Genomic DNA, 12,388 nt, shown 5'->3' on the forward strand with positions numbered 1-12,388 from the left:
TTGCGGCCCGCAACCAGTTCGCCATAATGTTCGGCGAGCGCTTCGACGCTTGAGTATCTGAAACCGCATGGAGCCGGTCAGATACACAAAGTTCAGGACACTCCCCGATCTCGGCCTGCACCAGTTCGCCCAGCCATTCGGCCGTCAAACGGCGCTCGCCACCCCCGCCCAGGTCCACCGCCACGCCATGACGCAGCCATTGCCAAAGCTGGGCGCGGGAAATCTCGGCCGTCGCGGCGTCCTCCATCAGGTTGTTGATCGGCACCGCGCCGCGCCCCGACAGCCATTGCGCCAGATATTCGACGGCCACCGCGATGTTGGTGCGCACACCCTGTTCGGTGACGCGGCCCTCGTGCGGCTTCAGCAGCATCGCCGGCTCTATCCGCCATTCCTGCCGCTGCTTGCGGATCTGATTCAGGCCCGGCATCTCGGCGTCGAACACCTCGCGCGCCACCGGCACCAGGTCGGGATGCGCGACCCAGGTGCCGTCATGGCCAAGCTGGACCTCGCGCAGTTTGTCGGCGCGGACGCGGGCAAAGGCGGCCTCGTTCGCCGCCGGATCGCCCTTGACCGGAATCGCCGCCGCCATGCCGCCCATGGCGTGGATGCCGCGGCGGTGGCAGACCTTGACCAGCCGCGCCGCGTAGACGGCCAGGAAGGCACGGTCCATCGTCACCTCGGCCCGGTCGGGCAGAACATAGGCGCCGTGGTTGCGCAGGGTCTTGATATAGCTGAAGATATAGTCCCAGCGACCGCAGTTCAGCCCGGCGATATGGTCGCGCAGCTGCCAAATGATCTCGTCCATCTCGAAGGCGGCGGGCAGCGTCTCGATCAGGACGGTGGCCTTGATCGTGCCCTTGGGCAGCCCGACACTCTCCTGCGCGAACAGTAACACGTCGTTCCACATCCGCGCCTCGTCATGGCTTTCCAGCTTGGGCAGGTAGTAGAAGGGCCCACGTTCGGTCGCGGCCAACGCCCGTCCACAATGGAAGATCGTCAGGCCGAAATCGAACAGCGCGGCCGAGACCGGCTGGCCGCCGATCAGGACATTGGCCTCGTGCATGTGCAGCCCGCGCGGCCGGACGATCAGCAGCGCCGGGTCGGGGCCGACGCGGTAGGACTTGCCGGTTCCGGGATCGTCATGCTCCAGCGTGCCGTCGCGATAATCCAGCATGTTGGCATGGCCGGCGATGATATTGGTGAAGCTCGGCGCGGTGGCGTCCTCGAAATCGGCCATGAAGACCTTGGCGCCCGAGTTCAGCGCGTTGATCATCATCTTGCGGTCCACCGGCCCGGTGATCTCGACCCGGCGATCACGCAGCGCCTGCGGCACCGGCGCCGCCTCCCAGATGCCCTGACGGATGTCCCTGGTCTCGGGCAGGTAGTCGGGCAGCTCACCACGGTCGATGCGCTCCTGGCGGCGGGCGCGGGCGACCATCAGCGCGTTGAGCCGCAGCGAGAACCGCGCCTGAAGCTCGGCCACGAAGGCCAGCGCCTCGGCGGTCAGGACGCGCTCGGCCTCGGGCGCGGTGCGCAGGACGATGGGGGGCAGGCTGGTGGTCGGGCGATCAAGCGGCATGGCATCCTCCGGTGATTCAGGGCTTGTGTCACACTAGTAATGTCATGCCGTATGTGCATTATGATCCTTGAAACAAAGGGTGTTTCTGTAACGTCTGTCGGATCGCCCTTGTCATTCTGTAAGGTTTGTCACATGGCGCAGCGCGTCGAAAAGCTCATCATCGGCCAGCGGTTGCGCGTTCTGCGCACATCGCTCGGCCTGACCCAGGCGCAGATGGCGACCGAACTCGGCGTCTCGCCGAGCTACATCACCCTGATCGAATCCGATCAGCGCCCCGCCTCGGCCCGGTTCCTGATGAAGCTGGCCGAAGTCTATGATCTGAACATCTCGGAACTCGCGCCCACGACCGACGCACAGCTTGCGGCCGAGTTCGGCGCGGCGTTGAAAGACCCGACCTTCGACCTTGGTGGCTTGCCGAAAGCCGAGATCGAGGCGGTGCTTCAGGCGTCCCCCCGCCTCGCCACCGCGGTTATCCGCCTGCATGACCGCTACCGCGAAAGCCTGCTGCGGCCGCTGGCCGAGGACAACCCGATGACCGACCGCGACAAGGTGGAGGTTTTGGCCGAAACCTCCCGTCCGGTTGAAGCGGTGCGGGGTTGGTTCTATGCGCACCGCAACCACGTCGACGCGCTGGATCGCGAGGCCGAGGCGCTCGCCGACGAACTCGGGCTGCATCGCAACGAGCCCCATGTCGCCCTGACCGCCCGGCTGGCCGCGCATGGCATTCGGGTACGGATCCTGCCGGCCGAGGTGATGGGCGAACAACTGCGCCGCTTCGACCTGCACCGCAAGGAGTTGATGCTGTCGGAACTGCTGGGACAATCCAGCCGCCGCTTCCAGATCGGTGTCCTGCTGGCCAAGCTGGAACAGGAACGGGCGATGACCCGGCTGGTGGACGATGCGCGGCTGGCCGATCCGGCGGCGGTGTCGCTGATGCGGGTCAGCCTTGCCAATTACTTCGCCGCCGCGCTCTTGATGCCCTACCGCCGCTTCCTCGCCGCCTGCGAATCCAGCCGCTACGACATCGAGCTTCTCGGCCACCGTTTTGGGTCGAGCTTCGAGCAGACCGCGCATCGCATGTCCACGCTGCAACGCGAGGGCGCGCGCGGCATCCCGTTCTTCTTCGTCCGGGTGGATCGCGCCGGAAACATGACCAAGCGGTTCAGCGCCGGGCGGTGTCCCTTCTCGCGCTTCGGCGGCACCTGTCCGCTCTGGAACATCCATGCCGCCTTCGAGATGTTCGATCAGGTCCAGACCCAAGTCATCCGCATGCCCGAGGGCGCCAGCTATTTCTCGATCGCCCGCACGGTGACGCGCGCTGGCGGCACTCATGGCCAGCCCGCGCAAAGGCTGGCAATCGGGCTGGGCTGTGATGTCGCCTATGCACCGCGGCTGGTCTATGCCGACGGGATGGATCTGGGGCGTTTGAAGCCCGTCGACATCGGCCTCAACTGCTACCTCTGCGAACGCAACGATTGTTCCGCTCGAGCGCACGCCCCGATCAATCGCCGTCTGAAGGTCAATGAAAGGGAAAGAAGCCTGGCGATCTTCCAGTTCGAACGGGACTGACGCCCTAGTTCGCAGCAGATTCAATACTGGAGAAAGTCTAAAAGGGGGCCATGAGGAACTGCGGCTACCTGTCATGCCAACCGATGAGGTTGGCGCACCCGAAGGGATTCGAACCCCTGGCCTCTGCCTTCGGAGGGCAGCGCTCTATCCAGCTGAGCTACGGGTGCCTGGGGCCGTGAATAGCCGCAGCGGAGGCGGGGCGCAACGGCGAAAACGATGCGGTGGTCTCAGCCCGCGCAGATCTGTTGCAGGGCCAGCCATTGTTCGTCGGTCAGCAGCGCGCGGGCGGGGGGGGCGTTGCGGAAGGGATCGCCCTCGATCAGCGGCAGGACCGTTTGGCCGGTGGGGTCCAGGGTGCGGGCATAGGGTTCGGCCGGGATGCCGCGTTCGGTCAGGGAGGACAACAGGTCGGCGTCGGTGGGCCGGGGCGGCGGGGCCGAGAGCATCATGGCGCCAAAGCCGCGCATGGCGTCCTGGGGCAGGTGGCCCAGCGTCATCAGCCGCAAGGAGGCCAGCAGCCCGGCGTGACGGGCGGCGTCCTGGCGGAGATCCTCGTCTCGGGTGGCAAGGCGGGCGGCGATCAGGTGGGCGGCGGCGGATTCGGGCCCGGAAGCGGTTCGCAGAAGGTCGCTGCCGATCACATAGATGTCCCCCGGAAGGCGGCGGGCGCCGCCGATCGGGCCTGGGACCACGCGGATCGCGGCGTCGGGGCCGAGAAGTTGCGGCGCCAGCCAGTCCAGCACCGCCTGGCCGGATTCGCGCCTGCACACCGCGCCCGATCCCTGTTCCAGATCAGCCAGGATCGCCCAGCCCATATCGCGGGCCTGGGCGGGCGGCGCGATGCGGGCAGCATGGGCGACCAGGGCGCCGGGCAGCCAGAAGACCAGCCCGCCCAGCACCGCCAGGATCGCCAGGACCAGCAACCCGCTGCGCAGCCGTCCGCTGTGGGCGCGGTGGCTGGCAACGGCGCCCTGGACGCGGGCGATCGCCTGGATCATCAGGGGATCGTCGATGGCGACGGTTTCATCCTCGCTGCCGAGGCCGGGGGCATAGACAGCGGGCAGGACGCCGGGGTTCAGTTGGATCACGGCTGGCAGGGACCAGTGCGACAGGGGTCGGTCGGTCCGGGGATCGGACAGGACCAGCGTCGCTTCGCCCACCGAAACGATCACCTCGCGCAAGGGCGCATCCGGGGCGGCGCGCCACGAGCCCTGGGCCTCGAGCCGTTGAAAGTCAGTAAGCGCGGTCATCGGGTCCGGTCTGCCATCCTCAAGCCGACCATAGCGCGCGCCGATGGCAGGTCAATCGCGCCCCGCCTGGGTCAGGTTGCGCTTTCAGGCACCTTCATGCCCTTGTCGCGGGCAAGGACGCGCATCCGGTCCTGCAGCTTTTCGAAGGCCCGGACCTCGATCTGGCGGATGCGTTCGCGCGAGACGTCATAACGGGCCGACAGATCCTCCAGCGTCAGGGGATCGTCGCGCAGGCGGCGCTCGATCAGGATGTCCTTTTCGCGGTCGTTCAGCACGTCCATCGCGGCCAGCAGCATCTGGCGGCGGGTGTCCAGTTCCTCGGACTCGGCATAGGCTTCGGCTTGGTTGGCATCCTCATCCTCCAGCCAGTCCTGCCACTGGGACGCCGAATCTCCCTCGCCGCTGCCCACGGTCGCATTCAGGGATGCGTCTCCGCCTGACAGGCGGCGGTTCATGTCGATGACTTCCTGTTCCGTCACGTTCAGGTCGTTGGCGATCTGGGCGACGTTTTCGGGACGCAGGTCGCCTTCCTCAAGCGCGCCGATGCGAGACTTTGCCTTGCGCAGGTTGAAGAACAGCTTTTTCTGCGCGCTGGTGGTGCCCATCTTCACCAGCGACCAGGACCGCAGGATATACTCCTGGATCGAGGCGCGGATCCACCACATCGCATAGGTCGCCAGTCGGAACCCCCGTTCCGGGTCGAACCGCTTGACCGCCTGCATCAGGCCGACATTCGCCTCGGAGATGACTTCGGCCTGGGGCAGGCCATAGCCGCGGTAGCCCATGGCGATCTTGGCGGCCAAGCGCAGGTGCGACGTGACCAGCTTGTGCGCGGCCTCGCTGTCCTGGTGGTCGGCCCAGGCCTTGGCCAGCATGTATTCCTCTTCCGGCTGCAACAGCGGGAACTTGCGGATTTCCTGCAGATAACGGTTCAGCCCCTGTTCGGGGCTGGGGGCGGGAAGATTTCCGTAATTTGCCATGGTTCTGGCCTTTCGCAAGTATCCGGGGAACGCAACCTGCGCGGCAGCGGTTCCGGCGGAACCGTCGCCACGCATGGCCCGGCAGGGATCGGGATCATTCTGACGGGTAATCGTAAACAGGTAAGGGGCGGATCCTTCACGTTTCTGTCAAGGCGACCCCCGCAGCATGTCCAGCAGCGCCTGCATGTCGAGGGGCAGGCGGCTGTCGAAGGACAGCGCCTCGCCCGTCACCGGGTGATCGAAACCCAGATGCGCCGCGTGCAGGGCCTGACGCGGAAAGGCTGATACCACCTCCGCCGCCGGGCCGAGCGCCTTGGCCGAAGCGCGACGCGCACCCCCATAGACCGGATCGCCGATCAGCCCCAGACCCGCATGGGCCATGTGGACGCGGATCTGATGGGTGCGCCCTGTCTCCAACCTGCATTCGACCAGCATCGCCACGGGCGGCCGGCCGAAGCGTTCCAGCATCCGTGCCCGCGTTACCGCATGACGGCCCTTGTCGAAGAACACCGCCTGCCGCTGCCGGTCCGTCGCGTGCCGGGTCAGGCGCGAGGTGATCTTCAGCACCGCGCCGTCTTCGAAGCTGACGCCCGGCGTGCCGCGCAGGCGCGGGTCGGCGCCGTCGATCACGCCGTGGGCCAGCGCCAGGTACCGGCGTTGCGCGGTATGCGCTTCGAACTGCGCGGCGAGGCCGTGATGCGCGCGGTCGGATTTCGCCACCACCAGCAGGCCCGAGGTGTCCTTGTCGATCCGATGCACGATGCCGGGACGCTTTTCCCCGCCGATCCCCGACAGCGAATCGCCGCAATGGGCCAGCAGGGCGTTGACCAGGGTGCCCCGTGGCGAACCGGGGGCAGGGTGGACGACCATCCCGGCGGGCTTGTCGATGACGATCAGGTCGTCGTCCTCGAAGACGATGGCCAGCGGGATCGCCTCGGGGCGGGTTTCGACGGGTTCCGGGTCCGGGATGCTGATGCTGTAATCCTGCCCCTCGGCCACGCGGGCCTTGCCGTCGCGGATCACGCCATCGGGACCGCTGACCGCGCCATCCGCGATCAGCCGCGCCAGCCGCGAGCGCGACAGCGCCGCTGCCTCTGGCACCGCAAGGGCAAGCGCCTTATCAAGCCGGTCGGGCGGATTGGCCGGGATGGTCACGACAAGGTTCGACATGGATCACGATGATAGCGACTGGAAAAGGGCGGCGAAAGCGGTGCCGGAACTGCGGCTACTGCGCTGGCTGGTGACGGGGCTGGCCCTGGTGATGGGCCTGGGCATGATCGCCCTTGTCGCGCTGCTGTGGATGCGGCTGGGCCAGCCGGTGCTGCCGGACCTGCCCGACGCGATCGCCTTGCCCGCCGGGTCAAGGGCCGAGGCCGTGACCTTCGCCCGCGACTGGATCGTCGTCGTGACCGACGCGGGCGAGGTGCTGCTGTATGACCGTTCCGGCGCGCTGAGGGAGCGGGTTCAGCCCTGACGCCCGGCCTCCAGCTTGTCCAGCCTGGCCTTCAGCTCGGCATTCTCGGTCCGGGCCTTGATCGCCATCTCGCGCACGGCGTCGAACTCTTCGCGGGTCACGAAATCGCGATCCGCAAGCCAGCGGTCGATCCAGCCCTTCATGGCCGTTTCCGCCTCGGACCGGGCGCCCTGGGCCACGCCCATGGCATTGGTCATCAGCTTCGAGATGTCGTCAAAGAACTTGTTTTGCGTGGTCATTTGGCCTTCGCCCCCGATAGATGCTTGGCGTCCTATATGGGCCGGGCGGCGCGGGGGTTCAATGCGCGCCATGCCGCATCCGCGCCGCGACGCCGCCCGGCCCGCTGTTGACACCGCGCCCCGGCTGGCTAGCGTGCCCGCCGCAACCGCCCCGAGGCCCCATGATCCCGTTTCCCAATATCTCGCCCGAGATCTTCACAATTCATCTGGGCGGGCTGACCCTGTCGCTGCGCTGGTATGCGCTGGCCTATCTGGCCGGGCTGCTGATCGGCTGGCGGGTCGTTGCCGCGATGATGCGCCGCGACGCCCTGTGGGGCGACCATGCGCCGATGCGCGCCGACCGGGTGGACGACCTGCTGACCTGGGTGATCCTGGGGGTGATCCTGGGCGGGCGGCTGGGCTTCGTGCTGTTCTACGAACCCGGCTTCTATCTGTCCAACCCGGCCGAGATCATCAAGGTCTGGCAAGGCGGCATGAGCTTTCATGGCGGTTTCGCGGGCGTCATCGTCGCCACCTGGGCCTTCTGCCGCGCCAATGGCATCCCGGCGCTGCGGCTGGCCGACGCCTTGGCCGTGGTCGCGCCCATCGGGCTGTTCTTCGGGCGCATCGCGAACTTCATCAATGCCGAATTGTGGGGCCGTCCCACCGACCTGCCCTGGGGCGTGATCTTTCCGGGCGAGGCCGCGCAGACCTGTCCCGGCGTGTTCGGCCCCTGCGCCCGCCATCCCAGCCAGCTTTACGAGGCGGGGCTGGAAGGTCTGCTGCTGGGCCTGGTCCTGCTGGCCTTGGTCCGGGCGGGCGGGCTGCGCCGTCCGGGGCTGGCCTTCGGCGTCTTCCTGGCCGGATACGGGCTGGCGCGCATGTTCGTGGAACTGTTCCGCGTCGCGGACGCGCAGTTCATCACCCCCGATAACCCGCTGGGCCATGTGATCGGCGGGCCTGTCGTGGGGCTGACCATGGGCCAGCTTCTGTCGCTGCCGATGGTGCTGATCGGGCTGTTCTTCATCTGGCGCGCCCGCAGCCGTCCGGCGGTGGCCACCGCATGACGGCTCTGGCCCGGATCATCGCGGCGCGGATCCGTGCGACCGGGCCGATAACGCTGGCTGATTACATGGAGATCTGCCTGCTGCATCCCCGCCATGGCTATTACGCGACGCGCGATCCCTTCGGCGCAGCGGGCGATTTCACCACGGCGCCGGAAATCCATCAGATGTTCGGGGAACTGTGCGGTCTGGCGCTGGCGCAGGCCTGGATGGACCAGGGCAGCCCCGCGCCCTTCACGCTGGCCGAGCCCGGACCTGGGCGCGGCACGCTGATGGCCGACATGCTGCGCGCGATCCGCGTGGCGCCGGGCATGGCGGATGCCGCCCAGGTCGCGCTGATCGAGGCGTCGCCGCATCTGCGACGGATGCAGCAGGCGCGTCTGGGCCATGTCCAGCACCTCGATTCTGTCGAGGAATTACCAGACAGTCCTTTGTTCCTGATGGCAAATGAATTTTTTGATGCCCTGCCGGTCCGGCAATATCAGCATACGGACGACGGCTGGGCCGAACGGATGATCGGCCTGTCGGATGAGGGGCTGCAATTCGGCCTCGGCCTGCCGGTGGATCTGCCGCGCCCTGGCAAGCCCGGCGACGTGGTCGAGGAATGCCCCGCCGCCGTTGCCATCACGGAAACCATCGCCCGCCGCATCGCCGCTCGGGGCGGGGCGGCGGTCTTCGTCGATTACGGCGGCTGGAACGGCTATGGCGACACTTTCCAGGCGCTGCGCAACCATGCCCCCGAGGATCCTCTGGCAAATCCGGGCGAGGCCGACCTGACCGCCCATGTCGATTTCGCGCCCCTTGCGGCGGCGGCGATCCGGGCCGGGGCGGTGGCTTCGGCGCCGGTTCGGCAGGGCGACTGGCTGCTGTCGCTGGGGGCTGCCCAGCGGGCGGAACGGCTGGCAGCCGCTGGGGACGGGGGCGCGATGGCGGCGCTTCGGCGCTTGACCCACCCGGAAGAAATGGGTCACCTATTCAAGGCGATGGCCATCTGGCCGAAAGGGGCGCCCCCGGTGCCCGGATTTGCTGCGCTGAGGCTTCATGCAGACCACGCTTGAGATTCTGACACATCCCTTGCTGCGCCCGGTCAGGCACGGGTTCTTCACCCGCAAGGGCGGCGCGTCCTCGGGGCTGTTCTCGGGGCTGAACTGCGGTCGCCGGTCCACGGATCAGGCCGAGATGGTCGTCCTGAACCGCGGCCGCGTCGCAACGGCCATGGGTGTTCCCGCCGGGGCGCTGGCCACGGTCAAGCAGGTCCATTCCGCCGATGTGGTCACGCTGACCGACGACAGCGACATCCCCACCGTCGCGAATACCGAGGCCGACGGTATCGTCACCGCCCGTCGCGGCGTCGCCCTGGCCGTGCTGACCGCCGATTGCCAGCCGATCCTGCTGGCGGACCCGGATGCCGGGGTGATCGGTGCCTGTCACGCGGGCTGGCGCGGCGCGCTGGACGGCATCATCGAAGCGACGGTCCAGGCCATGCGTGCCTTGGGCGCCACCCGGATCCGCGCCGTGATCGGCCCGACGATCAGCCAGCGCGCCTATGAGGTCGGGCCGGATTTCATGGACAGCTTCCTGGCCGATGATCCCGGCCACAGCCGCTTTTTCAGCGGCGGCCCGAACGGACGGCCGATGTTCGACCTGCCGTCCTTCGGCCTGATGCGCCTGCGCGATGCCGGGGTGGACGCGGAATGGTCCGGGCATTGCACCTATTCAGATCCCGACAAATTCTTCAGCTATCGCCGCGCCACGCATGAAGGCGAGGCCGATTATGGCAGGCTGATCTCGGCCATCACGCTTTGATCCGGGCGGGGCTTCCCCCTGCGCTGCCGGGGATGCGCATCGGGCTGTTGGGAGGATCCTTCGATCCCGCCCATGACGGCCATGTCGCCATCACCCAAGCCGCGATGCGCCGCTTTCGGCTGGACCGGATTTGGTGGCTAGTCTCGCCCGGCAATCCGTTGAAGGCTCGGGGGCCTGCGCCGATGGCGGACCGCATCGCCCAGGCGCGGCGCCTGCAAACGGACCCGCGCGTGATCGTGACCGACATCGAACAGCGGCTGGGCACTCGGATGACGGCCGACACCATCGCTGCGCTGAAGCACGTCTATCCGGGTGTTCGCTTCGTCTGGCTGATGGGGTCGGACAATCTGGTGCAGTTCCACCGCTGGGACCGCTGGCGGTCGATCGCGGCGGCGGTGCCCATCGGCGTCCTGGCCCGGCCGGGCACGCGCACGCTGGCGCGCCACTCGGTCGCCGCGCAGATCATGGCGCAGGCGCGCCTGCCGCAATCGCTGGCGGGTTCGCTGGCCTTCCGCGCGCCGCCCGCCTGGGTGCTGGTGAACCTGCCCATGTCGCGCCAATCCTCGACCGCGCTGCGGGGCGGGCGGTGATGCGCCGCCGCGCGCTGCTGGCGGGCCTTGCCGCGCTGCCCACGGCGTCCTGGGGCCGCCCGCCCCCGAAGCCCGCCTTTTCCGCCGGACCGCTGGTCAGGGCGGCGGGGCTGCCCGGCGTCGTCGCCTATGCCCGTCTGGATGCGGATGGCGAGGTGCTGGCCGACGCGGCCTTGGCCGCCGCGCCGATGATGCCTGCCAGCACGCTGAAGGCGGTGACGGCCCTTTATGCGTTGGATCGGCTGGGTCCGGACCGCCGCTTCATGACGCGGGTGATCCGGGCAGGCGACATGCTGGTCCTGGCCGGGGGCGGCGATCCGCTGCTGTCCACCGACGACCTGGCCCGGCTTGCGGCCGATCTTGCCGCAACCGGACAGCCCGCGCCCGCGCGTTTCGCCGTCTGGGGCGGCGCGCTGCCGCAGATCCCGGAAATCGCGCCGGGGCAGGCCGATCATCTGGCCTATAATCCGGCACTGTCCGGGATGATTCTGAACTTCAACCGCGTGCATCTGGGGTGGCGGCAGGGCGGAACGCAGATGTCGCTGGAGGCGCGGGCCGCCAGCCATTCGCCGCGCGCCTATACGATCACCGCCGCGCCCGCCGATCAGCCCGACCTGTTCGCCTGGCGCCAGGACGGCCCCCGCGAAAGCTGGGCCGTCGCGCGCAGCGCCATGGCCCGTCCCGGCAGCCGCTGGCTGCCCGTCCGCAAGCCGGAACTCTATGCCGGCGACGTGTTCCAGACGCTGTGCCGCGCGAAGGGGCTGATCCTGCCCGCGCCGTCGGTCATCCGCGACCTGTCCATGGGCGAGACGCTGGCCAGCCATGCCAGCCCGCCGCTGGAGCAGATCCTGCGCGGAATGCTGCACTTCTCGACCAACCTGACGGCCGAAGTGGTGGGCCTGCACGCCAGCGGTGCCGGTGATCTGGCGGCATCGGCCCGCGCCATGCAGGACTGGTTGACGGCGCAGGGGCAGGGGCGCGATTTCACGCTGGCCGATCATTCAGGCTTGTCGCCCGAAAGCCGGGTTACGGCCGAAGGCATGGCGCACCTGCTGGCCGGTCCGGGCCTTGCTGCGGGCCTGCCCGGCCTTCTGAAGAATAACCCGCTGGACGAGGATCTGGGCCGCGACCCCGCGCAGGCCGCGCGGATCCGCGCCAAGACCGGGACGCTGAATTTCGTGTCGAACCTTGCCGGCTATCTGGACCGCGCGGACGGTCGGCAATCGGCCTTTGCGATCCTGACCGCCGATCCCGCGCGCCAGGCGGCGACGGCTGGGCAGGAACGGCCGCCGGGGGTGTTGGTCTGGACGCGCGACGCCAAGCGGCTTCAGCGGGATGTGCTGGCGATCTGGTCCTGACGACTACAACACGCGGTGGCGCACCTGGGCCGACAGTTCGATCGCGGCGGCGTGCAGCCGGGGGATGTTCAACTGGTGCCGGATCTCGGCCAGCATCGCCACTTCGCCTTCATACAGCTGGCCGTCGGCCGCGCCCACGTCGCAGGCCAGGGCATAGGCGGTCTCGTACAGCTTTTCGGGCAGCGCGTCGCGGACCAGGCCGAACAGGGCATCGATGCCGTCCTCATGCTCGAACAGGCTGATGACCGTCTGGCTGATCGCGCGGATCCGGTCCTCGTCATAGGCGGCGAAGACCGGGGCGTGATCGACGTTGCGCTGGATCGCCACCAGTTCCGAGGTGCGATAGGTCTGGCCCGAGGCCAGCACCGCCACCATGACCGCCACCAAGGCATCGCAGGGCGAGAACGAGGGCAGGTCGATGGTCATGGCGGATCCTTGTGGCAAGCCGGTTCCGGTGCAAATTATTGACCATTCGGGCGGCTTTCAATAAGGCGTCAAGG

General features: G+C 68.0%; 13 protein-coding genes and 1 tRNA gene. 7 read left to right on the top strand and 7 right to left on the bottom strand.

Going from position 1 to position 12,388, the window contains the following annotated elements; all coding sequences use genetic code 11:
* Window positions 1-1,579, bottom strand: a 1,579-nt coding sequence (aceB, locus tag ACTJI6_RS16675; RefSeq protein WP_440802226.1) for a malate synthase A, incomplete at its 3' end; no start/stop codon positions are given.
* A gap of 132 nt (window positions 1,580-1,711) precedes the next feature.
* Between aceB and ACTJI6_RS16680 the strand changes: the two genes are divergently transcribed.
* Window positions 1,712-3,148, top strand: a complete 1,437-nt coding sequence (locus ACTJI6_RS16680) for a helix-turn-helix domain-containing protein (RefSeq protein ID WP_440802228.1) — start codon at window positions 1,712-1,714, stop codon at window positions 3,146-3,148.
* Window positions 3,149-3,238: 90 nt separating this feature from the next.
* On the opposite strand, the gene ACTJI6_RS16685 is transcribed toward ACTJI6_RS16680, so the two are convergent.
* The 4 genes from ACTJI6_RS16685 to ACTJI6_RS16700 all read right to left on the bottom strand — a co-directional run bounded on the left by ACTJI6_RS16685 (window position 3,239) and on the right by ACTJI6_RS16700 (window position 6,548).
* A tRNA-Arg gene (locus ACTJI6_RS16685) sits at window positions 3,239-3,315 on the bottom strand.
* 60 nt (window positions 3,316-3,375) lie between these two features.
* Entirely contained in the window at window positions 3,376-4,398 is a 1,023-nt protein-coding gene (locus ACTJI6_RS16690; protein WP_440802230.1) for a hypothetical protein, read from the bottom strand.
* Window positions 4,399-4,469: 71 nt separating this feature from the next.
* Window positions 4,470-5,378: an RNA polymerase sigma factor RpoH gene (gene rpoH, locus ACTJI6_RS16695; RefSeq protein ID WP_126154966.1), complete on the bottom strand. Its 909-nt coding sequence runs from the start codon at window positions 5,376-5,378 to the stop codon at window positions 4,470-4,472.
* Between the two features lie 147 nt (window positions 5,379-5,525).
* On the bottom strand, window positions 5,526-6,548 hold the full coding sequence (locus tag ACTJI6_RS16700; protein ID WP_440802233.1) for an RluA family pseudouridine synthase: 1,023 nt from the start codon (window positions 6,546-6,548) through the stop codon (window positions 5,526-5,528).
* Between ACTJI6_RS16700 and ACTJI6_RS16705 the strand changes: the two genes are divergently transcribed.
* A complete protein-coding gene (locus tag ACTJI6_RS16705; protein ID WP_440802235.1) occupies window positions 6,547-6,852 on the top strand; it encodes a DUF6476 family protein in 306 nt (101 codons plus the stop codon). The genes ACTJI6_RS16700 and ACTJI6_RS16705 overlap by 2 nt on opposite strands.
* Here ACTJI6_RS16705 and ACTJI6_RS16710 read toward each other — a convergent pair.
* The gene (locus ACTJI6_RS16710) at window positions 6,843-7,091 is read right to left on the bottom strand and encodes an accessory factor UbiK family protein (RefSeq protein ID WP_275103580.1); all 249 of its coding nucleotides are present in this window, start codon (window positions 7,089-7,091) and stop codon (window positions 6,843-6,845) included. The genes ACTJI6_RS16705 and ACTJI6_RS16710 overlap by 10 nt on opposite strands.
* Before the next feature lie 161 nt (window positions 7,092-7,252).
* Between ACTJI6_RS16710 and lgt the strand changes: the two genes are divergently transcribed.
* From lgt to dacB, 5 genes are read left to right on the top strand one after another with little or no spacing between them, the layout of a single operon-like run.
* Window positions 7,253-8,137, top strand: coding sequence for a prolipoprotein diacylglyceryl transferase (gene lgt, locus ACTJI6_RS16715; protein ID WP_440802237.1), 885 nt, complete (start codon window positions 7,253-7,255; stop codon window positions 8,135-8,137).
* Window positions 8,134-9,192: a class I SAM-dependent methyltransferase gene (locus ACTJI6_RS16720; protein WP_440802239.1), complete on the top strand. Its 1,059-nt coding sequence runs from the start codon at window positions 8,134-8,136 to the stop codon at window positions 9,190-9,192. The genes lgt and ACTJI6_RS16720 overlap by 4 nt, the downstream gene beginning before the upstream one ends.
* On the top strand, window positions 9,176-9,940 hold the full coding sequence (pgeF, locus tag ACTJI6_RS16725) for a peptidoglycan editing factor PgeF (RefSeq protein ID WP_440802242.1): 765 nt from the start codon (window positions 9,176-9,178) through the stop codon (window positions 9,938-9,940). Before ACTJI6_RS16720 ends, pgeF begins: the two co-directional genes overlap by 17 nt.
* Before the next feature lie 32 nt (window positions 9,941-9,972).
* Entirely contained in the window at window positions 9,973-10,530 is a 558-nt protein-coding gene (locus tag ACTJI6_RS16730) for a nicotinate-nucleotide adenylyltransferase (RefSeq protein WP_241232800.1), read from the top strand.
* Window positions 10,530-11,888: a D-alanyl-D-alanine carboxypeptidase/D-alanyl-D-alanine endopeptidase gene (gene dacB, locus ACTJI6_RS16735; RefSeq protein WP_440802244.1), complete on the top strand. Its 1,359-nt coding sequence runs from the start codon at window positions 10,530-10,532 to the stop codon at window positions 11,886-11,888. The genes ACTJI6_RS16730 and dacB overlap by 1 nt, the downstream gene beginning before the upstream one ends.
* 3 nt (window positions 11,889-11,891) lie before the next feature.
* Here dacB and ACTJI6_RS16740 read toward each other — a convergent pair whose 3' ends face one another.
* Window positions 11,892-12,314, bottom strand: a complete 423-nt coding sequence (locus ACTJI6_RS16740) for a tellurite resistance TerB family protein (RefSeq protein ID WP_126154973.1) — start codon at window positions 12,312-12,314, stop codon at window positions 11,892-11,894.
* Window positions 12,315-12,388: the final 74 nt, after the last annotated feature.

The organism is Paracoccus sp. 22332 (assembly GCF_052045125.1).
In the GTDB taxonomy this organism is placed as follows: domain Bacteria; phylum Pseudomonadota; class Alphaproteobacteria; order Rhodobacterales; family Rhodobacteraceae; genus Paracoccus; species Paracoccus haematequi_A.